This is a genomic window from Vibrio sp. sp1 (assembly GCF_016920955.1).
Lineage (GTDB): Bacteria > Pseudomonadota > Gammaproteobacteria > Enterobacterales > Vibrionaceae > Vibrio > Vibrio alginolyticus.
Genome location: NZ_CP060590.1, coordinates 421,386 through 446,204, shown reverse-complemented (window position 1 = coordinate 446,204; position 24,819 = coordinate 421,386). Strand labels below are relative to the sequence as shown.

General features: G+C 48.9%; 19 protein-coding genes. 12 read left to right on the top strand and 7 right to left on the bottom strand.

Annotation, left to right across the window (positions count from 1 at the left end):
• Window positions 1–54 precede the first annotated feature (54 nt).
• A complete protein-coding gene (locus H9L11_RS17545) occupies window positions 55–2,091 on the bottom strand; it encodes a TonB-dependent siderophore receptor (RefSeq protein ID WP_205391324.1) in 2,037 nt (678 codons plus the stop codon).
• 250 nt (window positions 2,092–2,341) lie between these two features.
• Between H9L11_RS17545 and H9L11_RS17540 the strand changes: the two genes are divergently transcribed.
• The 5 genes from H9L11_RS17540 to H9L11_RS17520 are packed head-to-tail and all read left to right on the top strand — an operon-like array spanning window position 2,342 to window position 9,590.
• Complete coding sequence (locus H9L11_RS17540) at window positions 2,342–3,553, top strand: hypothetical protein (RefSeq protein ID WP_205391323.1); 1,212 nt, start codon at window positions 2,342–2,344, stop codon at window positions 3,551–3,553.
• The gene (locus tag H9L11_RS17535) at window positions 3,550–5,382 is read left to right on the top strand and encodes an IucA/IucC family protein (protein WP_205391322.1); all 1,833 of its coding nucleotides are present in this window, start codon (window positions 3,550–3,552) and stop codon (window positions 5,380–5,382) included. The genes H9L11_RS17540 and H9L11_RS17535 overlap by 4 nt, the downstream gene beginning before the upstream one ends.
• A gap of 6 nt (window positions 5,383–5,388) precedes the next feature.
• Entirely contained in the window at window positions 5,389–6,594 is a 1,206-nt protein-coding gene (locus H9L11_RS17530) for an MFS transporter (protein ID WP_047731545.1), read from the top strand.
• Entirely contained in the window at window positions 6,566–8,395 is a 1,830-nt protein-coding gene (locus H9L11_RS17525) for an IucA/IucC family protein (RefSeq protein WP_205391321.1), read from the top strand. Before H9L11_RS17530 ends, H9L11_RS17525 begins: the two co-directional genes overlap by 29 nt.
• Complete coding sequence (locus H9L11_RS17520) at window positions 8,388–9,590, top strand: type III PLP-dependent enzyme (RefSeq protein ID WP_205391320.1); 1,203 nt, start codon at window positions 8,388–8,390, stop codon at window positions 9,588–9,590. Before H9L11_RS17525 ends, H9L11_RS17520 begins: the two co-directional genes overlap by 8 nt.
• A gap of 74 nt (window positions 9,591–9,664) precedes the next feature.
• On the opposite strand, the gene H9L11_RS17515 is transcribed toward H9L11_RS17520, so the two are convergent.
• Genes H9L11_RS17515 through H9L11_RS17505 form a run of 3 tightly spaced genes read right to left on the bottom strand, consistent with a single transcriptional unit; the run spans window position 9,665 to window position 13,039 of the window.
• Window positions 9,665–10,909 carry an ABC transporter substrate-binding protein gene (locus H9L11_RS17515; protein WP_205391319.1) on the bottom strand — a complete coding sequence of 415 codons (1,245 nt, stop codon included), beginning with the start codon at window positions 10,907–10,909 and terminating at the stop codon, window positions 9,665–9,667.
• 2 nt (window positions 10,910–10,911) lie between these two features.
• Window positions 10,912–12,342, bottom strand: coding sequence for a HAMP domain-containing sensor histidine kinase (locus H9L11_RS17510; protein WP_017634508.1), 1,431 nt, complete (start codon window positions 12,340–12,342; stop codon window positions 10,912–10,914).
• Window positions 12,332–13,039: a response regulator transcription factor gene (locus H9L11_RS17505; RefSeq protein WP_017634509.1), complete on the bottom strand. Its 708-nt coding sequence runs from the start codon at window positions 13,037–13,039 to the stop codon at window positions 12,332–12,334. The genes H9L11_RS17510 and H9L11_RS17505 overlap by 11 nt, the downstream gene beginning before the upstream one ends.
• A 265-nt stretch (window positions 13,040–13,304) precedes the next feature.
• Here H9L11_RS17505 and ptsG point away from each other — a divergent pair, with 265 nt between their 5' ends.
• On the top strand, window positions 13,305–14,747 hold the full coding sequence (gene ptsG / locus H9L11_RS17500; RefSeq protein ID WP_205391318.1) for a glucose-specific PTS transporter subunit IIBC: 1,443 nt from the start codon (window positions 13,305–13,307) through the stop codon (window positions 14,745–14,747).
• Between the two features lie 97 nt (window positions 14,748–14,844).
• Here the strand turns inward: ptsG and H9L11_RS17495 are convergent, their stop codons facing one another.
• On the bottom strand, window positions 14,845–15,291 hold the full coding sequence (locus H9L11_RS17495) for a DUF302 domain-containing protein (protein WP_054576550.1): 447 nt from the start codon (window positions 15,289–15,291) through the stop codon (window positions 14,845–14,847).
• Between the two features lie 227 nt (window positions 15,292–15,518).
• Between H9L11_RS17495 and H9L11_RS17490 the strand changes: the two genes are divergently transcribed.
• The 6 genes from H9L11_RS17490 (at window position 15,519) to H9L11_RS17465 (ending at window position 23,025) form a co-directional block, all read left to right on the top strand.
• Window positions 15,519–17,510, top strand: coding sequence for a peptidase U32 family protein (locus H9L11_RS17490; RefSeq protein WP_205391317.1), 1,992 nt, complete (start codon window positions 15,519–15,521; stop codon window positions 17,508–17,510).
• A gap of 104 nt (window positions 17,511–17,614) precedes the next feature.
• Complete coding sequence (locus H9L11_RS17485) at window positions 17,615–17,860, top strand: DUF3297 family protein (RefSeq protein ID WP_005374689.1); 246 nt, start codon at window positions 17,615–17,617, stop codon at window positions 17,858–17,860.
• A gap of 487 nt (window positions 17,861–18,347) precedes the next feature.
• Window positions 18,348–19,058 carry an ABC transporter ATP-binding protein gene (locus tag H9L11_RS17480; protein WP_205391316.1) on the top strand — a complete coding sequence of 237 codons (711 nt, stop codon included), beginning with the start codon at window positions 18,348–18,350 and terminating at the stop codon, window positions 19,056–19,058.
• On the top strand, window positions 19,045–21,555 hold the full coding sequence (locus tag H9L11_RS17475) for an ABC transporter permease (protein ID WP_205391315.1): 2,511 nt from the start codon (window positions 19,045–19,047) through the stop codon (window positions 21,553–21,555). The genes H9L11_RS17480 and H9L11_RS17475 overlap by 14 nt, the downstream gene beginning before the upstream one ends.
• Entirely contained in the window at window positions 21,555–22,679 is a 1,125-nt protein-coding gene (locus tag H9L11_RS17470; RefSeq protein ID WP_158155563.1) for a lipocalin-like domain-containing protein, read from the top strand. Before H9L11_RS17475 ends, H9L11_RS17470 begins: the two co-directional genes overlap by 1 nt.
• Window positions 22,680–22,758: 79 nt before the next feature.
• The gene (locus H9L11_RS17465) at window positions 22,759–23,025 is read left to right on the top strand and encodes a DUF2999 family protein (RefSeq protein ID WP_004746427.1); all 267 of its coding nucleotides are present in this window, start codon (window positions 22,759–22,761) and stop codon (window positions 23,023–23,025) included.
• Window positions 23,026–23,136: 111 nt separating this feature from the next.
• On the opposite strand, the gene H9L11_RS17460 is transcribed toward H9L11_RS17465, so the two are convergent.
• Both H9L11_RS17460 and H9L11_RS17455 read right to left on the bottom strand, forming a co-directional pair.
• Window positions 23,137–23,724 (bottom strand): GNAT family protein, encoded by a 588-nt coding sequence (locus tag H9L11_RS17460; RefSeq protein ID WP_064355004.1) that lies wholly within the window; start codon window positions 23,722–23,724, stop codon window positions 23,137–23,139.
• A 91-nt stretch (window positions 23,725–23,815) separates the two neighbouring features.
• Entirely contained in the window at window positions 23,816–24,679 is an 864-nt protein-coding gene (locus H9L11_RS17455) for a helix-turn-helix transcriptional regulator (protein WP_169628472.1), read from the bottom strand.
• Window positions 24,680–24,819 lie beyond the last annotated feature (140 nt).

Here is a 24,819-nt window from a genome sequence, read left to right as displayed (position 1 = left end):
ATCCTCAATATGAGGTAAAAATTGGCTAACAGGCGCTAACTACGCACAAAAAGCCTAGAACTGATATCCGTAGCTGAGCATAAACTCGGCTGGTGCGCCGTAGCCAATCTGGTTTAAGCCAGACGTGCCGTTTGTTGCGCCAAGAATGTATTTCTCATCCAAAATGTTGTAAGCGTTCGCTTGGATTTTATGACGACCAGTGGTGTACGCCGCCATCAAATCCACCGTTGTGTAATCGCCAAGTGCGACAGCTTCGTCGTTACCTGCGTAACGGTCGCCCACGTACTTCACACCACCGCCTAAACGCCAGTTGTCATCCAATTGGTAAGTGCTCCAAAGAGAGAACAAGTGGTCTGATACATCGTTCGGCTTTTTGCCTGTGGCTTTGTCTTCCGCGTCCAAGTAGCTGTAACCCACAGAGATGTCCCACTGTTTGGTGATTTGACCGCGAGCCTCTAATTCAATACCTTGGTGACGCACTTCAATTTTATCGATCACATCGCCGTCCACGTTAGTTTGTGGTTGCTCTTGATCAATCTGGAACAGTGCCGCATTCAACATTAATGCGTTATCCAAAAGGTACGCTTTCGCACCCACCTCTTTTAAGTCGGTGTGGAAGAATTCCGCCAATTTTGGATTGATGTAGATACCAGCGTACGGTAACTGCCAAGAGCGCGCTAAACTGGCGTATACGGATGTGTCGGAATTGATGCGGTATACCAAACCAGCACGGTAGCTGACTTTGTCATCATCCAATTTTTCCTTATCTGAGCCCGCTTTTTGTTGTTCGAGCTCCATCGAGTCGTAACGCACGTTACCGATCAAAGAAAGGTCGCCCCACGTATAGACGTCTTGCACATACAAACCTGTCGTGGTGGTGGTATTGTCACGAAATGGCTTAAAGCCCGGATCAGGCGTTGGACCAACGACTGGGTCGTAGATATTTTGCGGAGGAAGCGTTTTGTCACTTGCCAACGTTAGGTCGATATCGATCTGGTTGAAATCTGCACCCACCATCAATTGATTGTCCCTGGTTTCCCAAACCAACTCAGATTGTAAAGTGGTCGTAGTACGTGGATCGTAACCAAAGTTGTTGACGGTTTGAGACACTTCATTACCCGTCACTTTGCCCTGACGCGTGCCTTTTTGCTCAAGTTCGATATGGTTGAATGCCGCTCGGTTGTTCCATACCCATTGATCATTCAGACGCCATTCGTAATCCACCGCAATACGGAGACTGTCTGACTCCTGATAGTCGTTTGTGCCGCCAAAGTAAGTGCTTACTGGCAAATCAACTGGCTTGCCATTTTTTGATGGCACACCACGATACGGCACTAGTTCTTGATGGGCGTATTCCACGTCAACATCAATGGTGTGACCTTCCGCTGGTAACACACGAATGGTCGGTGCAATGAAGAAATCGTTTGAATCAACATGATCAACGTACGAGTCGGCTTGACGGTATTCCAGGTTAATACGCCCGTTGACCTTATCTGTAAACGCCATTGAGCTGTCGACCTGACCGACATACTGGTTGTTGCTACCTACACTGCCGTTTACGTGAGTAAAATTCTCACCGTTAGCGCGTTTCGTCACCAAGTTGATGATGCCCCCAGCCGAGCCACGGCCATACAAAGCGCCCGCAGGGCCTTTCACAATTTCAACGCGTTCAACATTCGCTAAGCTGCGGTAAGACTGCAACGTACCGTCATCTCGCAAGCCATCACGGTACATATCGTTGAGTGAATCAAAACCACGTATCATGAACTGATCGCGGCTGCCTTCGCCCAAGGTGTTATTGACCCCGGCTACCCCATCTAGCGCATCCACTAAGCGCACCGCGCCTCGGTCTTGCATTTCTGTTTTCGTTACTACGGATACCGCTTGTGGCACATCAAGCCATTCCACATCGGTTTTGGTGCCTGATTGAGGCATGTGTTCAGCATAACCTTCGTACTGATGACCGAAGACTTGAATCGTTTCAGTTGCTGATGGGGTTGAGTTCGTCTCTTCTGAAGCCACTGCGCTTGGTGCTACTAATGAAGAACCAATCGCGACCGCCAAGGGGGTCAGGGTCAATAATTTATTCATTCCATAATTCCGTTTAGTTGTTATAAAGCCAACGGATGGAAATAAGAACAAATATTATTTCTATTTGCAATATTAATTTTATGCTCTATATTTATTTACCCTAAAAACACAACTAACAACAAAAAAAATCAAACATCATAACAATAAACACTAAAACTTCTGCCCTCCGTCTCGAGAGAGGCACATTGGAAGACGACCGTGAGCGACTTTATCAACGTTAGAAGAAAATGTTAGAAAATTAGGAAAGCTCATGAAATCTACGATGATTATCGTAAGTCATGTCGTTAACGATGCAGTCACTCACGGGTTTGTGCCTGCAGCTAAAGCGATGGACCTTCACGTCGTTCTTATCACCGACCACAAGCTAAGCCATTTAGAGCTGGCGAGTCGTGATAGTCACTTTAATCCGGATACCATTCTAGAATGTGATGTCTTCAACCCATTAGAACTCATCGAAACCATCACGGAGCATGAATTAAAGCCAGACGCTATTTTTAGCAATAGTGATCACTTACAAACTTCCACCGCCATCTGCGCGCAATTTTTTGGCCTCCCATCCAAAGATTGGTCTGTCACGTTAAAGGCCAAAAACAAACACTTAACTCGACAAGTGTTAAATGAAAAATCCTTACCCAACACACAAAGCTGTTTGCTGCATCGCCATTCGAATGTGGCATTAGGCATGGCCTTCCCTGTCGTAGCAAAACCCAAAGAAGGCGTGGCAAGTTTAGATGTACAGCGCTGTGACTCCCAAAGCGAGCTCGATGCTTACTGCGAGGCGTTTTGGCAAAAGCACCCAAACGCCGCCATTCTGGTGGAGCAGTTTCTTCAAGGACCGTTGGTTACGCTCGAAACTTTAGGAGACGGTAACCAACTTATCGCCGTGGGCGGTTTTGATGTGTCGCTCTCTGAGCCGCCTTACTTCATCGAAACCGCCGCAGACTGGAACGGACCAAACGGCATTGCTCACCGAGAAGCTTGCTTGGCTCAACTGAAAGCGTTCGGCGTTGGTTTTGGAGTTTGCCACAGCGAATTTATCATTACGGAAAATGGCCCGATTCTGGTGGAAATCAACTACCGCAGTATTGGAGATGGCCGCGAATTCTTGCTCAACAATCTCGCTCACTTTGGTTGGTTTAGCACAATTTTGGGTCTGCATTTGGGTCGAAGATTGGACGGCGATTACCAAATTCATGGGTCAGCGCACGTGCACTACGTAGTTGCGGAACACAGCGGTGTGATCGACGGAGGTTCGACGTCGTTCATCCAACACGATGACGATATCATCACCCAGCAACAGGTACTAAAAACCGCTGGAGAACACTTCCAACAGAGTTATTCCAATAAGGATTATCTCGCCCGAATTTCGATTGTCTCACCATCAGGGCGAAACCTCGACCAAGCGCTGCAGAACGCGCTTAGCAATTTCGATCTCGCTCCGACTCGTGAGGTGGCAGCATGAATGACAACGCTTTGTATCTAACGCAACGATTGATCGACACTTGCTTACGCGAAGACATGTTTGGCATTTTGTCGAAGGCCAAGTTCAGTAGAGACGCGCCAAAAGGGGTAATTGTTCCTCAAGACGAGCAAGTCTGGCTGATATTTGCCAACTCTGATTTCACGTTGTATTTACCTGTTGCGCCAACGTATTACATGCAGCACTGGCGCTACGGTCACGCCAATGACGAAACACCACCAGGTTGGTGGGTGGAGAAAAATGGCCAAGTCGAGCATCAACAGCATTACAAAGAGTGGATTGCGCTACTAACGACACTGGCGCATGAGAGCTCTCACGAGTTGCTGGCGGGATACCTTCAAGAACTGGAATGTGCAGAGAAACACAAAGCGCTGTGTGACCAAGCGTTTCATCATCACGCAGACCACATTTCTCAACCAATATCCGAGCTTGGTTCTTGGCATCAAAAACTGCTGCTAGCCGACCAGATCGCTTCTTACCTTGACCATCCGTACTATCCAACTGCGCGGGCGAAGTTTGGTCTGAGCGATGAAGACCTTGCTAAGTACGCGCCCGAGTTTGCACCAAGCTTTGCTCTGCATTGGATTGCGATTGAAAAATCACTGGTGACATTAACCAGCGAACAACCTGATTGCTGGCCGACCATGGAGCAAGTTGGGCTTCCTGCTGATTTTGCACTGAGCCACGTTCTGTTCCCTGCACATCCGCTCACCCTGCGATCTTTAGAAGCCTTACCCGAAGGTGTAATAGAAGCGCCTTTAACGTATCTAGACGTGACGCCAACGCTTTCCGTTCGTACTGTGGTCGTCAACGAGGCACCGCACATTCACATCAAGGTTCCGCTGATCATGCGATCGCTAGGCACGAAAAATATTCGCTTAATCAAGCCTTCAACACTGTATGACGGCCACTGGTTTGAACGCCTACTCAGCCACCTTGAACAAACGGACGCCGATTTAAACAGTCGCTTGTTCCATTGCAACGAAAAACACGGTGGACACGTCGGCGAGGATAAAACCTTCGCGTACATCGTACGTGAGTACCCACTTACTCATTGCGAAGACAAAGCGTTAGTTCCGGTTGCAGCACTAGCAAGCCCAATGCCTGACGACCGCTTGTTCTTAGAACATTTGGCAGAACATTACTATCAACAAGATACGCTGGCGTGGTTCCAAGATTACGTCGACCTATTATGCCAAGTGCACCTCACCTTGTGGCTTCGTTATGGCATCGCATTGGAGTCCAACCAGCAAAACGCCATCATTGCATTTGATCAACAGGGCAAAATGACGCTCGCGATGAAAGACAACGACGCGGCGCGGATTTGGCCAGAGCGCTTCCACTTTGCAACAGAGCATGCAGCCCAAAAACACGGCGCAAAACTACTTCCAGTGGATTGCGATGAACTGCTCGATCAACGCATCAAAGTCGACAATGAATTGGCGCTCGGTCAGATGTTTACCACCATCACATTACAATTGGATATCGCAGCGATTGTAGAAGCCATGGCAGCGAAGGGCATTGCCTCTTCAGCATCGCTTTATGCCATCGTGGCCAAAAGCATTGCAGAGCAACTCAACCGATTGGAAGGCGAAGGGTTAGAGACAAAACTGGCACGCGAGTTACTGCAAGAAGCACCTGATTTGCACGCCAAATACTTGTTGAGCTCTGGCAGTTTGCTCTCGAAAGAAGCCTCCGGCGCGAGTGACATCAATAAGTTCTATGGTTTGTCGGCTCCGAACTTCTTGCTGCTTTCTAGCGAAGAAGCGCAACGCGCCTACTTAGAAGCCATCAAAAAAAGCGTACGTTAAACGATTATGACCAAACTCATCTACAGTGTGTTGTTGTGCCACTTTATCGCTGCGTTTGCCGCGTTAGGTATGCCGCTATTTCTACCCGTCGTGTTGCCAACATTAGGCGCAAGCATTGATGCGGACTGGGCAGGGGTATTGTTTATCCTACCTACGTTTTGTACTGCGTTGGCGGCGCGATTTTGGGGCAACTTTGCCGATCGCTACGGTCGCCGCCGCTCACTCTTGCGTGCGCAACTTGGCCTTGCAGCAGGGTTTGCGCTATGCGGCTTGGCAGACAACCTCGCCATGTTTGTGTTTGGTCTTATTGTTCAAGGAACCTTTGGCGGCACCATGGCCGCCTCGAACAGCTACTTATCTAGTCAAATTAAAGAAGCCAAAACACTCGGCAAGTCACTCAATAAAACCCAACTATCTGCTCGCTTGGCGCTGATCGTTGCGCCCATTGGGCTCGGCTGGAGCTTGTCCGAAACCAACCCACTCAACGCGTACCTTTGGTTATGCGTTTTGCCTTTAATTGCTATGGGCATCACGCTAGCACTGCCAGCGGATAAACCCGCCGAACAAAACCTCGAAAAGCCAAACTCAGAATCTCAGCAAGAACAACCCATTGCACAGAAAAACGCAATGCATGCCATTCGTTGGATCTTCTTTGCTCAGTTCGGGTTTGCGTTTTCTATGGTGGTGACCTTTCCTTATTTCTCGCCGTTTGTGCAGCAATATGGCATCACTAACCACGCATGGATCGGTTTTTTGTACGCACTGCCGCATGGTGTCTATCTGTTGCTGGCAGGCAAAATCCACGTGTTGTCAGATGGGCTGAATCGCCATCAACCGCTGCGCACGTTGTGGCTTGGGTTTGCATTGCTTGCCGTGAGCTCTGCCTTGCATTTGATTGCATCCGAAACCGCACTCATTGCTGCGAGAATTATCTTCGGCATCGCGATGGTGTGTTGTTATCACGGATTGCATCAGCATCTTGCGAGCAATCTGGATCGCAAACTCAGTGGCAAAGTATTTTCTCGCTTTGATGCCATGTCCAAATGGGGGGGCGTGGCAGCGGGATTTTGCGCTTCTTTCATTTCTAGCTTGGGGCTACTTGAGGTTCCTTTCCTACTTTCTGCGATAGTCAGCGTAATCACCTTGATCGCGCTGGTTCTCCATTCAAAATTTGGAAATCAACATGTTACAAACTCAATCCTCTCAGACTAGCGAGTTGCGCGCGCATGATGTGCAGCTCAATCGTGAGAAGGCCCAACTCAACACGATAATGGGTGTTCTTAATTGTTACTTACGTGAATTTGCGCTACCGAATCAACAAGTGGAATGGCACTACCAATCGACATCGCTACCCCAAACGTTAAAACGCAACTATTCCGCCAAGCAGCGGGTAGCCGTTCATCTTTCTCAACAAAATGGCGTGCTGGTTTTGCCGATTCACTACGCGAGCAAACTGGGCAAAATCAAATTGGCAGAACTGCCGTGGGCGAAAATGCCGGGATCTGGTTGGGCGAAATTGGATGCCACGCAAACTCTTACGCTTTTGCTTAACTATCTCAAGCAGGTGTTGGCGATCCCGTTCAACCATGAGCTGATCGAACAACTGGAAAATAGCGTGCTGGTTACCGAGCAGTTTCTCAACGTCGCGCCCAAATCGCATCACAACGAGTTTATCGCTTCGGAACAGTCTCTGATTTGGGGGCATACTTTCCATCCGACCCCGAAAAGTCGTTCGGGCGTCACCATGGATGATCTCTTGGCGTTTTCTCCAGAAGTCGGCGCGCAAGTCCCGTTGTACTGGTTTGAAGTGGATACATCGTTACTTGATGTGCTGAGTTCCGACGGAGAAGCTAACCCTGCGCAACGCATGCTACAACAGCTCGCGCCACAACACACCACCAGCAATGGGAAGACCCTCTACCCTTGCCATCCTTGGGAAAGCTACACCATTTTGAGCAACCCAAGCGTGAAGCGTGCCATTGAACAAGGCAAGATCACGCCACTGGGTTTAGGTGGTGAAAAGATGCAGCCGACCTCTTCAGTTCGTACCCTCTACCACCCAGATATGGATTGGTTTGCGAAATTCTCCATCAACGTACGATTAACCAATTGCGTGCGAAAAAACGCGTGGTACGAACTCGACAGCGCCGTGCAGCTCACGTCGATTCTCAAACCAATTCGAGAAAACGAACAGCTGCACAACCCCGTATTTAAAGTGATGACAGAGCCTTACGCCACCACATTGAATCTAGAAAGTGTCGCTGAGCGTAATTGGGATGACAACACCAAAGCGCGCGAATCGTTTGGGATTTTGTATCGCGAAAATTTCTCGCTGAGCGAAGTCGATATCTTAAAACCAACCCTCGCTGGCGCTCTGTTTGCTTACGACAAAAACGGCAACAGTTGCATTGCTCAACGCCTTAAAAACAAAGCGCGTACTACGCAAAATCGCTATTCCGACATCGCGACACTGTGGTTTGAGCGCTATTTGCATTGCCTGATCCCGGGCGTATTTAATTACTACTTCAAACACGGGGTGGCGTTTGAGCCGCATTTGCAAAACACCCTGATTGGCTTTGAGCAAGAGATGCCGTGTTGTGTTTGGATTCGTGATTTGGAAGGCACTAAATTACTGCCGGAGTTCTGGCCAGCAGAAACATTAACTGACTTGTCTGAACGCGCGCGACAATCGGTTTGCTACAGTCGCGAACAAGGCTGGAATCGCATCGGATACTGCACCTTTATCAACAACATCAGCGAAGCGATTTTCTTCATCGCAGAAGGTGATGAGCCACTAGAGCAAACGCTGTGGAATGCGGTGCAAAGTGCCATTGTGCGTTGGCAATCCGTGAATGGAAAACAGCCGGAACTAGAAGCGTTGCTGAATGGCGGTCACTTCCCAAGCAAAAATAATTTCACCACGCGCTTGATGCAAAAAGCCGATAAAGAGTCGGGCTATACCCAAGTCGCCGCGCCTTGGCAGCAACACGAAAAAGGAGCGCAACATGTCTAATTCCCTCTCTCTACCGACACGCGTTAGCCAACAAGTTCACACGCTCGCACAGCAGCAAAATCAACCCTTGTGCGCGTACGTGTATGACCTAAACGCCTTAGAAGAACACATCAAACAACTGCGTCACGTTTTGCCGAAAAATGTCGAGCTATTTTACGCAGCCAAAGCCAATCCATCAGGCCCTGTTCTCAAAACACTCGCGCCGTATGTCGATGGTTTTGAAGCGGCATCTGGCGGGGAGCTGGCACACCTCCACCAGCAACAACTCGATAAGCCATTGATCTTCGGTGGCCCAGGAAAAATGCAAAGTGAATTGCAACAAGCGATTGAGCTTGATGTCGATGCAATTCATGTCGAAAGCCTCACCGAGCTACAACGCATTGGAGCACTAACCGAGCGCCTCAACCGCCCGGCTTCGATCTTTTTGCGTATGAACATTGATATCGGCGACATCACGCTCAGCAAGTTGGCGATGGGCGGCAAGCCGACCCCTTTTGGTTTGGACGAGTCCGAACTGAGTAATGCTTTGATGTTGCTGCGCGATTTCCCGCAAGTGTCACTGAAAGGATTCCATTTTCACTTGATGTCGCATCAGCTCGATGTTGAACGTCACTTAGCGTTAATGCAGCGCTATTTCCAAGTCGTGAAAACGTGGCAGCAGGAGTTCGAACTCAGTGAGCTGATGATCAACTTGGGCGGCGGTATGGGGATTAACTACCAAAACCCTGAGCAACACTTTCCGTGGATGGAGTTTTGCGACAAGTTGGAATTCCTCATCGCCAAAGAGCAGTTGCAAGACTGGACACTGCGTTTTGAATGCGGACGTTTCATCACGGCGGCATGCGGTTATTACGTGATGGAAGTACTGGATATTAAACAAAATCTTGGCGAAAACTTTGTCATCGCGCGCGGAGGAACTCACCACTTCCGCACGCCAGCGGCGCAGAGCCATGATCATCCATTCGTCATCCTGAAAAGCGAGCAACACCATGAGATTTCTCATCCAATTCAGCATGCACAAGCGACCTTTGTCGGCCAGCTTTGTACGCCCAAAGATGTGCTGGCACGCAATCAACACGTCGCCCACGTCGATATTGGTGATTACGTTGTGTTTACCTTAGCGGGCGCCTATGCGTGGAACATCTCCCATCAAAACTTCTTGATGCATGAACCGCCGATCTTCCACTATTTCTAAACGGCATACTTCGCTTCACTCAAGCCCCAATCATTGGGGCTTTTTTATTCCATCTCGGCACAGATTCATTGCCATTAACCGCTTTTCGAAATCGCAATAATGCGTTTTATCAGCTCGTCGGGTTCCATCTTGGGGTTGCGGTAAAAACGGAAAATTTCCGAGTTTATCGCTTGGTGGGCAACCGGATTGACCGCCATTGAATCAATCATACTCGGCACAGCGAGGTTGTGTTTAACGCCGTAGTGAAAGTCTTGATATGACTGGACCTGACACGGATTAAAATCGCTGATGTCGATATCGGTACGTACCGGAATCGAGCCCTTTACCTTATTGAACTTAGCTTGAAACTCGACATCTGCCAGCGCGCTTGCGGTTTGCTGAGCAGCCTCGGCAGAAAACGACTTGCTCGACATAAACACCAAGCTGTCCATGTTGTAGAGGAATACACCATCGCTGTCCGGCGTTGGGTAACAGCCGACCTCTTGCGGAACCGAGACTTGATTGGCGAGCAGCTCACCTAAAATCCAATCTCCACCGATTTGAAACAGCGCTTGACCGTCGGCTAGCGCTTGGGTTGCCGTATCCCATTTACTGTCGGGTAATTGGTTGTCGATCAACAAACTTAGGCGGCGAAATTGCTTCAACGCTTGGCGCAGTGTATCGCTGTCGATGCTGTCGCGTTCTAGTTTAACCATCGCATTGGTGTAGAACTCAACGCCGCCAGTGGAGATCACTAAGTTCTCGAAAAGTTGGGCGACTTGCCACGGCTGCTCACCGACCGCGATCGGCACGATGCCATTTTGCTTAGCAAGCTCCATGGCGGCGAACATCTCTTGCCAGTTTTTCGGCGCGGACAGATTCAGTTGTTTAAGCAGCTTGTGGTTGACCCACAGCCAGTTTAAGCGGTGCAGTGTGAGTGGCAGGGCGATGTAGCCGTTTTGTGTTTTATTGATTTCGATAGACAGCGGGTAGAGCACCTCGTCCCAGCGCTGCTCATCCGCTACCGCGTTGACGTTGTGCAAAATACCGATGGCATCCCACGCCTTAATACTTGGCCCTTCGATTTGCGCGAAGCTCGGTGGGTTGCCCGCCAGCGCGCGTGCTTGCAGTACCGTCATCGCGCTGTCGCCACCACCGCCTAACACCGGACTTTGCAGCAGCTCTATATCGTGCCGTTTTAGCTGAGCTTTAAGTGTTTGCAGCGCTTGCTGCTCGCCGTCAGAAGTCCACCAATGTAAAAACTCTACCCCTTGTGGCGACTCAGCGCGAGCGACGCAAGGGGCGAGCAACAGTGGGAACAAGAATGCCAGTTTGTTCATAGTCAGTCTCTCGGGAAAGTCAGTGTGGCGCAGAGGCCGCCAAACTGAGAATGGCTCAGCAACAAGTTGCCACCATGAGCCTTTGCAATGCTCTGTGAAATGGTTAACCCCAGCCCACTGCCTTCTTTATCGTTGCTAGCGCGGAAGTATGGCTGGCAGAGCTTTTCAAGTAATAAGTCGTCAACACCATCACCGTGATCTTCAATTTCAATCTGGATCGACTCTGGGCTTTCACTCAGCGTAATGTCCGCTTGATGGCCGTATTTGAGCGCGTTATCGACCAGATTCTGAATGCAGCGCTTAATCGCTAACGGTTTACCAGCAAAGTGGGTGCGGATTTCACCGTGGATGCGAATTGTGTCCGGCGCATCGGCGATATTGGCGGAAATGTGCTGAATCAGTTGGGTGAAATTGATCGGCTCGATTTCCTCGTGGATATCGGTCTCTTTAATGCATTGCAATGCGCCTTTGACCATCAAATCTAGGTCGTTACTCAGGCGGATAAAGCGTTCTCGGTCGGCGTCGTCATCCAGCATTTCCGCCCGTAGTTTTAGGCAAGCAATAGGCGTTTTCAGATCGTGTGAAATGGCACTGAACAGCATCTCGCGGTCTTTAATGTGGCTGTCGATGCGTCGGTTCATTTTGTTAAACGCACGTACCGCCGCTTTCAGTTCGTTACTGCCGCGCTCAGAGACTTCGGGCACGTCTAATCGGCTCGACATCAGGGTTGCGGCTTTTGCCAGCTCTCGAATGGGTTGAATTTCTTTACGAACGATAAACCAGGTACACAGCAACAGCATTAGCGCGGACAGTAATAGCGTGAGCCATTGGCGCAGCTCAAAATAGTTAGTCTCTAGGTTGATGTAAGGCGCGGGTAGCACCGCCGCGAGATAAAACCATTCATTCTGTGCGACTTCGACCTGCATCACCAGAATAGGCGGATTGAGGTCACCAAACGAAAGCGAATAATGCGCCCACAATAACGGCAGTTCGTCGATAGGTAGCTCGTTGTTGAACACTTTGAGTTTGTCGCGCTGGGTGAACTCCACCTCGATATTAGGAATGCCGCTCAGCTCGCTTTCTAATACCTCGCGAACTTGGTTGATGACCAACGTTTTGCGTTCGCTTTCTGGCAGTGGGTCGACGTCAATCTGGTGATTGTTGAGTGAGACGAAAAAGCGCGTGCCGCCCATGTTGCGCAGTTGATTGAGCACCAAGTGGCGATATTCAGAAGGGAGGGTTTGAAAGAAAGCGATGGTGGAAGAAGCGCTCAGTGCTAAGCTTTTGACTGTGGTGGTCAGGCCCTCTTTATCGCGTTCGCTGGCGTGTTGATACCAGATAATCCCGGATAATACCTGCGCCAGAATGATCACCAGCAACAGGAACACACTGGTGCGAACGACCAGTGATCCCGTCCAGCGTTTAATTCTCATAGTGCACGTCCGTGGTCAGCATGTAGCCTTTGTTACGCACCGTTAGGAGCAGCGAACGGTCTTTATCTTCAAGGTGATGACGCAAGCGGCTGATCTGCACGTCAATGCCGCGTTCAAACGGGTCGGCATCGCGTCCCCAGATCTCGCGCGCAATGTCATCGCGAGACAATATTGATTGCGCGTGGTTGACGAACAAACCGAGCAGCGACAAATCCGCGCCACTCAGTTGCTTGACCTCGCGGCTAGCAATGTGGGTCAGTTGCCGGGTTACGGTATCCAACAACCAATCGTCAAAACGCACTTTACGCGTCAGTTTGCTATTGGCGGTCGATTGGCTGCGTCTCAGAATGGTTTTGATGCGCGCGAGCAGTTCACGCGGGCTGAATGATTTGGTGATGTAGTCGTCAGCGCCCATTTCTAGCCCTGCGACTCGGTCGGCTTCTTCAGTGACGGCGGTCAGCATGATGATCGGGATATCGGAGTTTTTGCGCAGTTTCTGGCACAGGGTAAAGCCATCTTCACCGGGCATCATAATATCGAGGATGATCAAATCGGGATGGTGATCGTTGAGCAGCTGCCACATCACGCCGCCGTTTTCTGCGCAAAGTACTTCAAACCCAGCGCGGCCAAGGTAGTCTGACAACGCTTCGCGAAGGTCGAGGTTGTCATCGACGACCAGTATCTGCTTGTTTTCCATCCGACTTTCCCTGTGTCCGTCCCTTTGCCTGCCCCTGAGTTTGGCGCTGGCCAATATGATGCATTCTTAAACGCCCATGCACAATCGAGCTGATTACAATTTTCACTTCTCGGTGTAAGAGATTTGTAAGCGGCCACTTACAAACTGATTGCCTTTTGTAACCTTAGGCGCCGCCTTGCTCGCTATGATCATCCTGACCTTACGTGAAACAACATGACCTGAAGGAATCAGGTCCGACAACACTGGCATTCGTCAGGAGGAAACCATGTTTGCAAGTATATTTGGACAACTACAAAAAATAGGGCGGTCGTTAATGCTGCCTGTGGCGGTGTTACCGGTGGCTGGCTTGATGCTGGGTATTGGTAACGCGGGTTTTGCGTTTATTCCAGACGCGGTCAACAAAGTGATGCTCGCCGCCGGTGAAGGCGTGTTCGGCAACATGCAGTTGATGTTTTCGGTCGGTGTAGCGCTCGGGTTATCAAAAGGCAATGACGGTGCGGCTGCGCTCGCTGGCTTAGTTGGCCTAATTATTATGAACGCATCGCTCGGTATCGTGACTGGCCTGCGCGGCTTAGAAACTGACGCCACCATCATGGGCGTTGAGACGCTGCAAACCGGGGTGTTTGGCGGCATCTTTATCGGTGCGGTCGCGGCAATCATGTACAACCGCTTCTACAACATCAAACTGCCGGAATATTTGGGCTTCTTCGCGGGTAAGCGATTTGTGCCCATTGTCACGGGTTTATCGGCGATCGTCGTTGGTGCTATCCTCGCGTTTGCATGGCCACCTGTCGGACAACTTCTTGATGCATTTTCTCATTGGGCAGCGTACCAAAACCCTGTTCTCGCGTGGGCGGTTTACGGCGCGGGCGAACGTTCATTACTCCCGGTTGGTTTGCACCACATCTGGAATGCGCCGTTCTTCTTTGAAGTCGGCAGCTATGTAGACCCAGAAACCGGCAAAGAGTTTACCGGTGAGCTCACTCGCTTCTTCGCGGGCGATAAAACCGCAGGTTATCTGTCTGGTGGCTTTATGTACTCCATGTGGGCGCTACCCGCAGCGGCACTGGCGATTTACCACTGCGCGACTCCTGAGCGCAAGAAAATCGTCGGCGGTTTGATGATGTCTGCGGCGTTGACCTCGTGGTTAACTGGTATCACTGAGCCAATCGAATTTACCTTCCTATTCGTCGCGCCAGTGCTGTACGTAATCCATATTTTCCTAACTGGTATTGCGTTTGCGATCACTGCATTTTTGGAAATCAAACACAGTACGGACTTTGCGCACGGTGCGATTCAGTTCTTCCTTTACTACCCAATGTCGACCAACGCGTGGATATTCATCATCATCGGTCCAATCTGGGCGACGCTGTACTACGGCTTGTTCCGCTTCCTAATTGTGAAGTTGGATCTAAAAACGCCGGGTCGCGAAACCGACATTGCAGAAGTGAAGATCGCCGGACAACCCGATGAAATTGCGGTGGATGTAGTAGCGGCATTGGGCGGCAAAGCCAATATTAAGTCAGTCGATGCGTGTATCACCCGTCTGCGTGTCTCGGTGAAAGACATTGCTAACGTTGATGTTGCTAAGCTAAAAGCACTTGGCGCGCGAGATGTATTAGTGATTGGCGACAGTTTACAAGCGATTTTCGGTACGCAGTCTGACTCAATTAAGTCAGAAGTGCACAGCGTACTCGCCACCTCCTGATCTTATCTACCCCCAATCTAGGTAAGATTTGCCAACCTCCTTGTGAGGTTGGCTTTTTCGTTTTTGGGGTAAAAAAAAGCGAAGCCAATAACCAGCCCTACTTCGCCGCCGCGTTGGTTAAATTGCCCAGCACGCCGCTGATTTTGTTCAATACCTCGTCGCAGCCTTCAATATGATGGCGCTGTTTTAAATACATCGGAGCGTTGTAAGCTAACCACGTTTTGCCTTCAGCATCTTCATACACCAACACTTTTTGGGGTAAATCGAGCGCCACTTCCTGCGCACAGATCATCAGTGGCGTGCCCACTTTAGGTTTTCCAAACACGATAACTTCGGTTGGTCGCAACGTCATATCAACTTTCGTGGCATTCTCTTGATGGTTAATGCGCGCAAAGACGTTCAACCCTTTTTCTTGCGCGATAGCGACAAATTTATCCGCCGTATCTTTTGTTGAATGCGTGCTCGCAACGGTTACCACGCCCTCACCAGCCAACGCACTCAATGACGTCAACGCCACTACCAACCCGATGATTACTTTTTTCATTTGTCGTCCCTTCCTCTCTCTGAGTCGAAAACTAGATATAGAAAAACCAAATATAGGAAAACTATAGAAGTCAGATTCCGCTATCGCGAATTGCACTCTACCCACTCAAGAGTCGACCGTGTAATACGGATTAATTGATTCAGATTAATAAAGCGTTAACTAGCTGAGCATCAAAAGCGTGAAATACGTAACATTTGCCGCCTATTTTAGTAAGAAAGAGAAAAGTAGTGACACGCGATCAATTTGAGTTATTAGCACCCGGTGGTGATTTAGATTCCATCAAAGCCGCCATTGCCGCTGGCGCCGATGCAATTTACTGCGGGCTCGACCGCTTTAATGCTCGTAACCGAGCGACCAACCTCACCTTAGATAACTTAAATGGCGTGTTAACGTTAGCCCATCAGCACAGCTGTAAGATTTTCCTAACGTTGAATGTGCTGATTTTAGAAAGTGAAATTCCAGCGATTGTTCGCTTACTCAGCCAACTGAACACCACCAAAATCGATGGCGTGATCGTACAAGATCTCGGTCTGGCCTACATTCTCAAACATCACTTCCCCGATTTGGATGTGCACGCTTCAACGCAACTGAACACGCATAACGAAGGTCAGATCCTCTTTCTCAACCAGCTCACCGCAAGCCGAGTAAACTTATCTCGCGAACTTAACATCAGTGAGATAAAACATCTGGCGCAATTTGGTCGCGAGCACAACGTAATGATGGAAGTGTTTGTCCACGGCTCATACTGCATCGGATTCTCCGGAATTTGCTACATCAGTTCAGCTCGCAATGGCGCATCAGGTAACCGTGGACGCTGTAGCCAACCTTGTCGCGAACAGTACGAAACGACCAAAACAGGCAACAACTACCCATTCAATATGAAAGACAACTCCGCCTTTGGGGACTTGAAAGCGCTTGCCGATGCTGGCGTGTATTCCTTAAAAGTGGAAGGACGAATCAAGAAATCGCACTACGTCTATACCGTGGTCGACAATTGGCGTCAGCAAATCGATCGCTTGTGCGAAGGTTTGGAACTCTCTGAAGACACCACAGAGTTATACACGGTGTTCAACCGTGATTTCTCCAACGCATTTTTGCAAGGCGATTTCGGCAAGGCGATGTACATCGACAACCCGCGCGACCACGCTGTAAAGCATTTTTCGAAGGTTTATCAATGCCAGTCTGCTGATGATGTACAAGCGGTGAAAAAGAAACTCTACGACGACAAAACCGCGATCATTGAGAAAGTGGCAGAGCAAACTAAGTCGTTCGATGTCACTTCGACACAAGTATCCGGCAGCAGCTTGAAAGGATCGATTGATGTGCCAACTCTGCCAACATTACCTCAACCAGAACCTCGCCAAGGTGCGCCAAAATTATCGGTTCTGATCTCGTCAGCACAAGAAGCCATGCTGTGCGAATACCGCGACATTGATGTTTACTATCAACTGCCAATGGGATTGTCTGGTGAACTGAACGCGATGATTGAGTTGTTCCAAGCCAATCCAATGCTCAAACCTTGGTTCCCAGCCATTTTGATTGGCGAAGACTATCACGCCGTGCGCGTATTTTTGGAAACCATCCAACCTGAGTTGTTGATCACCAACAACTCAGGCGTCGGCATGATCGCAAAAGAGCTCGGCTTAGGCTGGGTGGCAGGCCCGCAACTGAACACGGTGAACTCATACGCGTTTAAATGCCTCCAAGACGAGTTCGCGGTAAGTGGCTCGTTTGTTTCTAACGAGCTGAATATGAAGCAGATGCGTCACATAAAGCGTCCGAAAAACATGCGCAGCTTCTACAGCATTTATCATCCAAATACCCTACTCACGAGCCGCCAATGTTTGTTCCAACAAACCGAAGGTTGCCGCAAAATTAAGGTTAACAAAGGCTGTTTGAAGCGTTGTGACAAGCGCACATCGATCATCAACCTAAAAGACAACCCGTATGTGGTGCAAAAACAAAAAGGTAGCCACAATTCAATCTACAGCGAGCACAACGTCTTAAACCTGCAAGTGATGCACGATCTGCCGCAATTGTTTACCGATGTGTTGATCGATCTGCGTGATATCCAGACCGAAACGAAAGTCTCAGCAAGCAAACCTGAGTTGATTGACGCGTTCTTAGCTCTACTTGAAGAGTACAGCGAACAAACCGTCCAAACGCTGAATGCCATGATTCAACCAACAGCCAACGCGCAGTATTTGAAGGGGTTGTAGGCGGTACTTGAAAGTTAAACAACGCATCCACTCTCAACATATCTTGAACACACACAGTGCACTGACTACAATAGCGCACTTTTTACGGAATTTAGGTCACAAACATGACAGATACAGCTAAACCAGCTCTACCAGATCGCCTAGCGGGTAACCCACGTAGCCCATTCTTCATCAAAGAATGCTTCGAGCACCAAATCGGTATTCGTATCAACGGCCAAGAGCGTACTGACGTAGAAGAATACTGCATCAGCGAAGGTTGGGTAAAAATTGCTTCTCCTAAAGCAAAAGACCGTTTCGGTAACCCAATGCTAATCAAGCTTAAAGGCGAAGTTGAAGCGTACTACGTGTAAGCTGACCACGCTTAATATCTTTGAAAGCTCGAGTCTGACTCGGGCTTTTTTAATGCCTGTCATATCCCTTCCTCATTTAATCTCTTCCCTCTTCTTTTCAGTACAAAGTAGGGTCTGTTTATCTTTCGAGATTAAGTTTTGTTCGAGGTAAAATCGTTTTAGGCGAGGCAAGGAGTGTGTAGCCTAGCATCCTAAGTAAATACTCCTTAACAAGGCATAGAACGATTTTAGCCGAACCCTTTGGGCAGCGTTTGTTGGTCATTTCTCCTGCGTTATCAGCTTTTTCATGTAGGCTAACTACACATCAAAGCTTCTGCCTTGCACAAATACCCAACAATTCGCTGCAAAAATCAGCTCGAAAGGTCAACAGACCTTAAACTCGATGTAAATCGCTGTTTTTATCTAATTGTTGTCTAAAGTTTCTAGAGAACTAACTGCAATAGTGATTGCCAAAAGAAACGACACCTTTTGAATACAGGGAGAGGAAATGGAAAGCCCACTTGTCACACTCAAACACGCCAGCAAAAGCTTTGTTGATGGTAAAGAGACACATCGCGTGTTGGAAGGCGTCGACTTCACGTTGAACACAGGAGCGAGTGTTGCGCTGACGGGCGCAAGTGGCAGCGGCAAAAGTACTTTGCTCAATGTCATCGCTGGCTTTGAGCCGCTTTCCGAAGGTGAGTTGTGGTTAGATGGCGATAACACGGCGGCTTGGAAAGACCCACAATGGAGCCGATTTCGACACCAAAAACTCGGTGTTATCTTCCAGCAATTCAACCTATTAACGCCACTCAACGTGCAGCAAAACATCGCCTTCCCTCTGCATTTGAATCAACAGAAATGGAACGACTGGTGCGATTATTTGGTCGAGACTCTGGGCATCAGCCAACTGCTCGATAGACATGTTTCTGCCCTTTCCGGTGGTCAACAACAACGAGTCGCGATTGCGCGCGCATTGGCACACAAACCTAAGCTTCTACTCGCCGATGAACCCACAGGTAACCTCGACCAAAAAGCAGGCTTGGAAGTGATGAAACTACTCAGTGAAATCACCACCCAAGGCAATACCGCCGTGCTCTTGGTGACCCACAGCCATGAATGCGCTGAATTTATGAAAGCACGGCTGCGATTGGATAACAGTCAGCTACAGAACAGCCATCAAGTAAACAAACATGAGCTTCACCATGAAGCAAACTAAGCCATCAAACACCAGATTCACTCATACTCGACTCGCCCTGAATCTGTTTGCAGCGCACTATCGGCAGGCGCCACTGCAAGCCGCCGCGATTCTGATCGGTATCGTGTTGGCTGTGACCTTATTCGTTGCGGTGCAAGCCATCAACCTCAATGCCAAACGAAGTTATGCGGAATCTACCGAGCAGCTTAGCGCACAAGCTCAGAACTTAATTATTCCACCAGCAGGGCAAAACTATCTGCCCGAGTCTCTTTATTTCACCCTTAGACAAAACGGGCTCAGTGCAGCACTACCTGTAATCGAAGGGCGAGTGAGAGACGAACAAGGGCGTCGCTGGTCAGTGCAAGGTAGTGAGTTGATTGCCGCAATTTCCTCACGTTCGCGCTATTCGTCAGAAAACCAACAAAACGTGTCTTTGTTCGACAGTGCTTTACCTTTACCTGAGCTTTTGGCCGGTAAGCCGATCGTGATGATGAGCCAATCTCAACATCAAAACTTAGGGGAAGTAGAAACCCTAACTCTGGATGACATTCCAACCCAAGTGGTGGTGCTACCAGACGAATGGCAGTTAGGTAGCCGAATGTTGATGGACATTGGCTTTGCCCAGCAACTGCTCAATAAACAAGGGCAGCTCAGTTACATTGCAGTTTTCCATTCGGGTGATAAAGGGGATAAAGACACGCAGGCAAATTGGCAGAAGCTGATTAGCGATCAAGGGCAATGGATTTCCAATAACCAAAGTACAGACCTTGGTTCGCTGACCGACAGCTTTCACCTCAACCTCACCGCAATGAGCTTACTTGCCTTTTTAGTCGGGCTGTTCATTGCCTACAACGGCGTAAAATACAGCTTGCTGAAACGCAATCGGCTGTTAGTGCAGATTCAACAGGCGGGCGTTGCGCCGAGCATTGTGTTCTCTGCGCTGTTAGTTGAACTCACGATTCTGGTTACCATCGGTGCTTCCCTCGGTTTTGTGTTGGGCATACAGCTCAGCCATTGGCTGCACCCGACCGTAGCACTGACTTTAGAACAACTTTACGGCGCAACACTGCTGCCCGGCACTTGGCAGTGGCAATGGTGGGCGCAAGCATTGCTGCTCACGTTAGCCGCCACCCTATTGGCATGTTGGCAGCACTTTAAACAGCGAGTGCGCCAACCGCTTTCCTCTCATGGCGGATTTTATCAAGCACCTGAAGCCTCTAACGAAAACCAATTGTTTTTGATAGGTGCTGCGTTAACGATTCTTGCGCTTGCGGGTTTATGGCTGAGTGAGCACCACCGATTTACCATGGCGTGGCTCGGCGTGCTTGTGGTGTCGATTCCTTTGTATCTACCCAAAACAATCAGCGTATTAGCCAATTGGTGTGAAAAACGCACCAGTTCCGGTTTGATGCAGTATCTGTTTGCTGAGCTGCGCGAGCTGATTTCTCCGCTTTCTCTCGCCATGATGGCACTGCTACTCGCCGTTACTGCCAATATGGGGATGAACACCTTAGTGGGCAGCTTTGAATCCACCCTTAAACAGTGGTTAGAACAAAGGCTGCACGCCGATATTTACGTCAGCCCTGCGCAAGGAGAAATCGCTGATGTAGAGCGCGCATTAGGGCAGTTCGATAAGGTTGAGACCGTCTACAAGCAATACTACGTCGACGATAACCTGCAAGGCTTACCGATTTTGCTTGGCACCAAAGACAAAGACACCTTAGAACAAACCATGGTATTCAAATCGCACTTGGAAAACTTCTGGTCACGCTTTTATCAAGGTAAGTTAGTCGCGATCAGTGAACCTACTGCGGTCAAACTGGGTTTATCACTGGGTAGCGAGCTCACGCTTGATGCTGTTCCAGATAAGAACCTGCTTGTGGGTGCGGTATTCCACGATTACGGCTCACCCAACGGTGAAGTCTTATTAGCACCCAAATTATGGCAAGAGAGTGGCTTTACCGACCTGCCAACAAGCCTTGGTATTAAAGTCTCGGGTGACCCACAAATCGTCTACGAGCAACTGCGCGAGCAATTGAATCTGCACCCAAATCAGCTCTACGATCAGGCGCAAATCAAATCCATCGCGTTGGATATTTTCTCGCAGACCTTCGCCATTACCCGCGCACTCAACGGTGTGACTTTAATGGTCGCGGTGATTGGCTTGTTCAGTGCTTGTTTCATGTTACTCGACGCGCGTAAAGCCGCTATTGCAAGGCTGTATGCACTTGGCGTCAGCCGTCGTAAATTAATGACCATGGTGGTCGGACAGATCGTCGCTTTAGTCAGTTTTACGCTGGTTATTGCCCTACCTTTAGGAGCCATGGTGGGATATGTGCTGACAGATATTGTCACCTTGCGCGCTTTTGGTTGGAGCTTAAATTATCTGTGGAATTGGAGTGATGCGCTGAGCATTGCGGCAATCACCATCTTGGTGGCAGTGATCGCAACCTTGATTCCGCTGTGGCGATTGGTCAGTAAGCCTGTCGTATCCAGTTTGCAAAGCGAGGTGTTGTGATGGTTCGATTGGCAAGCAAGCTTACTCTACTCATAAGCAGCTTATTCCTATTCGGTTGTGAAGATGCCCAACAAAAAAATATGGGCACGCAAAATATGGGCACGTTGCTGGGCAGTGGAGATACACAAAGCGAGAGCAACTTATTCACACCCGTAGAAAAAGGGATTGAACTCACCTTCCCTGCAGACCATCAAGCACACCCAAACTTTCGTCATGAATGGTGGTACTTAACCGCTAACTTGATTGATGAAGATGGCACTCCACTTGGCGTCCAGTGGACACAGTTTCGCTTTGCTGCTGCGCCGCCAACGGGCGAAGATGACGTGAAGAAAACCGAATGGCAAGCTCAACAAATCTACATGGCGCACAGCGCAGTGACGACCGCAGACAAACACTACGCCGATGAAAAATGGTCGCGCGATCAAGCCTCTCTCGCTGGCGTCGACACTTCACCATTTCGGGTTTATCTCGATGATTGGCAGTGGACTTCTTCAACCACCGATCTCTTCCCTGCCACATTGAATGCAAACTCCGAACAGTTTGGCTATTCGCTCACTCTTACCAGCAGCGCACCGTATCAAAAACAAGGAGAGCAAGGGTACAGCACCAAAAGCGCCGATGGTCAGGTGGCTTCGTATTACTACAGCCAACCGTTTATTGATGTCTCCGGTGAAGTCACGATCGACAGCAAAACCCATCAAGTGTCGGGCAAAGGCTGGATAGACCGAGAGTGGAGCTCGCAATTCTTACTCGACTCACAACAAGGCTGGGACTGGTTTGCCCTAAGATTGAGTGACGACACCAGCTTGGTGGTGTTCCAGTTGCGGGATTCCAAAACCGGTCAAGCCAGTTACTCCAGCGCAAGGCTGATGCAGCAAGATGGGGCTGGCATCGCCATTTCTCAAAAAGACATTCAGTTAAAGGCGACCAAGCAAACAGAAATCCAAGGGCGAAAGTATCCAACCCAGTGGCGAGTGTCGATTACGAACCAGCAAATTGAGCTTACGGTTTCTGCACTCAACCCGAACGCAAAAATGCCCCTTTCTGTGCCTTATTGGGAAGGCCCGGTGCGTATTGATGGCTCTCATTCTGGGACGGGTTACATGGAGCTAACAGGGTATTGAAATATTGCGCGGGAGCCCCAATTATTCTGCTAGAACAAATACTGGCAACCAAGTCATACACTGATTGAAAGGAAATATGATGAACCCAATTATCGCCTTGCTGAAAGAGAACAACATCAGCGATGAACAGATCAACGAAATCTTCCAGACTCTGACGCAAAACCCGCTCGCAGCAATGGCAACCATCAGCCAACTAGGTTTGCCACAAGACAAGCTACAAATGCTGATGGCGCAAGTGATGCAAAACCCTGCGCTAATCAAAGAAGCCGTAGACGAGTTGGGATTGGATTTCTCAAAGGTTGAAGAAGCAAAAGAGAAGCTTCAAAGCCAAAACCAAGGCAACTAAGTCTTAGCCATTTAGCGCTGAATATAGAAAAGGCCGTTAACCCGAGCATGTGGGTTAACGGCCTTTTTTGTTGGCTACGTTGTTGTTAGCTACTTTTTTGTCAGCTAATTATTAGCGATTTAAAGACGCGAATTGTTCTGCGGTCATACCGTAGTAAAGCTTGTCGTCAAAGCCTTGCTCTAGTTTGTAGTAGTCTTTCTGACGGCCTTCTTGAGTAAAACCATTTTTCTCTAACGTCTTGTAAGAACCAACATTAGAAGCGTAGCAATCGGCACTGACTTTATGGGCGTTTAGCTCAGTAAAGCCAATCTCGGTCATCATTTGGCAAGCGCGAGTCGCAACGCCTTTGCCCCATGCGTAAGTAGGTAATTGATAACCTACTTCGTAGTTGCCAGTTAAGAACATCACTGCGGTCACCGCACACATTCCCATGTACTGACTTTGCTGGTCACGAATCACGAACGTTGGGCTATCTGGCCAGACACTGTCTCTAATCGCTTGTGCTGTATTTTCAATAATAGGGCCAAAGAAACCTTCATACAGGCTGTTGTCAGCAGGTGCGAAGAACAGATACTGATTGACCTTATCGTCGTTCAACATCTCGAAAATATCTTGTAGATCAGAGCCTTGAATCAGTTGGATCGTCAAAGATTCATTAAATGGGATGGCTTCGCCTTGTTTTAGTTTTTGATATGACATGTGTTACCTCGTTATCTGCTGAAAATAGTAGCCCAGCGAATAAGAGAAAAATTGGATTTTTGCGACAACTTTCAGGCTGAGTAGCAATGTATCACGACTCAAAATCGCCATAGATATCGATGGTTAAGTCGCGCTTTTTCAAGTACTTGCTCGGCGTTTTTCTTAGCTGCTGTTTGAGGGTACGAATCAAATGCGATTGGTCACTGAAGCCAAATTGCTGTGAGAAGCTCGCCCAATCAATCGCCTCTTGTTGCTTGTAGAGGGTCAAAATCATCTGCTCCAGACGTGCCATTTGTTGATACTGCTTAACACTCAACCCCACCACTTGCTTGAAACTGCGCTCAAGTGTTCTGCGAGAACAAGCGCACTGTTTGGCTATCTCATCAATATCCATCGCTAGCTCAGGTGAGCGTAATGCTTGAGCGTCCATCACGGATACCGCTTTTTGTGACGCCAAAAACGGTTTGGTACGGCAAGGTTCGATATCTAACGCATCTAGATGTTGTTTGATGTAGTTCAGCAAACATTGCGGTGAATCTTGCAACTCTAACTGCCATAGACCTTGTTGAAAGCGCTCATCAAACGCCGCGCTGAGCCAATCAAACCATTCGCATTGGTTAATTGCGCTAACTTGAGATACATCACTAAAAAGTGACTCAATGGCATACAAACCCTCTGGGCGAAAGGTGATACCAATACGCTTGATGGGAGCCGTATCTTCCAACAGCAGCAAGTGTTCGTTAGCCGTTAATAAATGGCAGCCTTTGCCAGTAAGCTTTGTGTCTCCCGTGTCGTAGCTGTAGCCTTGCTCTGGTGGCGTAAAGAGTAAATGAGCACGCGGGTTTGGAATAAGGTGCGGCTTGGGGTCAATGACTTCACCCTCTGGCACTTCCAAGTACCAAACTTGATGAATGAGCCATTCGTACTCTGGCAGAGTGTGTTTCCAAGCTATCATGATTGTCCTAGCGGTTAGTAAAGATAATAAGCGCAACGTTTTTGCTTAAACATCTGTTAGTTGAGTGTGACTGATTGACGCGCATCTCGCCACGCATTTCTCACCCTGCTCCCTTGCAAGCTTGTTGGATTGCGGTAGGC

Bases quoted from the DNA above. Each gene is read 5' to 3' on its own strand.
- H9L11_RS17485 (WP_005374689.1), top strand. From the start codon at position 17,615: ATGACAGATACAGCTAAACCAGCTCTACCAGATCGCCTAGCGGGTAAC.
- H9L11_RS17470 (WP_158155563.1), top strand. From the start codon at position 21,555: ATGGTTCGATTGGCAAGCAAGCTTACTCTACTCATAAGCAGCTTATTC.
- H9L11_RS17480 (WP_205391316.1), top strand. From the start codon at position 18,348: ATGGAAAGCCCACTTGTCACACTCAAACACGCCAGCAAAAGCTTTGTT.
- H9L11_RS17475 (WP_205391315.1), top strand. From the start codon at position 19,045: ATGAAGCAAACTAAGCCATCAAACACCAGATTCACTCATACTCGACTC.
- H9L11_RS17515 (WP_205391319.1), bottom strand. From the start codon at position 10,909: ATGAACAAACTGGCATTCTTGTTCCCACTGTTGCTCGCCCCTTGCGTC.
- H9L11_RS17525 (WP_205391321.1), top strand. From the start codon at position 6,566: ATGTTACAAACTCAATCCTCTCAGACTAGCGAGTTGCGCGCGCATGAT.
- H9L11_RS17505 (WP_017634509.1), bottom strand. From the start codon at position 13,039: ATGGAAAACAAGCAGATACTGGTCGTCGATGACAACCTCGACCTTCGC.
- H9L11_RS17520 (WP_205391320.1), top strand. From the start codon at position 8,388: ATGTCTAATTCCCTCTCTCTACCGACACGCGTTAGCCAACAAGTTCAC.
- H9L11_RS17510 (WP_017634508.1), bottom strand. From the start codon at position 12,342: ATGAGAATTAAACGCTGGACGGGATCACTGGTCGTTCGCACCAGTGTG.
- H9L11_RS17495 (WP_054576550.1), bottom strand. From the start codon at position 15,291: ATGAAAAAAGTAATCATCGGGTTGGTAGTGGCGTTGACGTCATTGAGT.
- H9L11_RS17465 (WP_004746427.1), top strand. From the start codon at position 22,759: ATGAACCCAATTATCGCCTTGCTGAAAGAGAACAACATCAGCGATGAA.
- H9L11_RS17545 (WP_205391324.1), bottom strand. From the start codon at position 2,091: ATGAATAAATTATTGACCCTGACCCCCTTGGCGGTCGCGATTGGTTCT.
- ptsG (WP_205391318.1), top strand. From the start codon at position 13,305: ATGTTTGCAAGTATATTTGGACAACTACAAAAAATAGGGCGGTCGTTA.
- H9L11_RS17535 (WP_205391322.1), top strand. From the start codon at position 3,550: ATGAATGACAACGCTTTGTATCTAACGCAACGATTGATCGACACTTGC.
- H9L11_RS17540 (WP_205391323.1), top strand. From the start codon at position 2,342: ATGAAATCTACGATGATTATCGTAAGTCATGTCGTTAACGATGCAGTC.
- H9L11_RS17455 (WP_169628472.1), bottom strand. From the start codon at position 24,679: ATGATAGCTTGGAAACACACTCTGCCAGAGTACGAATGGCTCATTCAT.
- H9L11_RS17530 (WP_047731545.1), top strand. From the start codon at position 5,389: ATGACCAAACTCATCTACAGTGTGTTGTTGTGCCACTTTATCGCTGCG.
- H9L11_RS17460 (WP_064355004.1), bottom strand. From the start codon at position 23,724: ATGTCATATCAAAAACTAAAACAAGGCGAAGCCATCCCATTTAATGAA.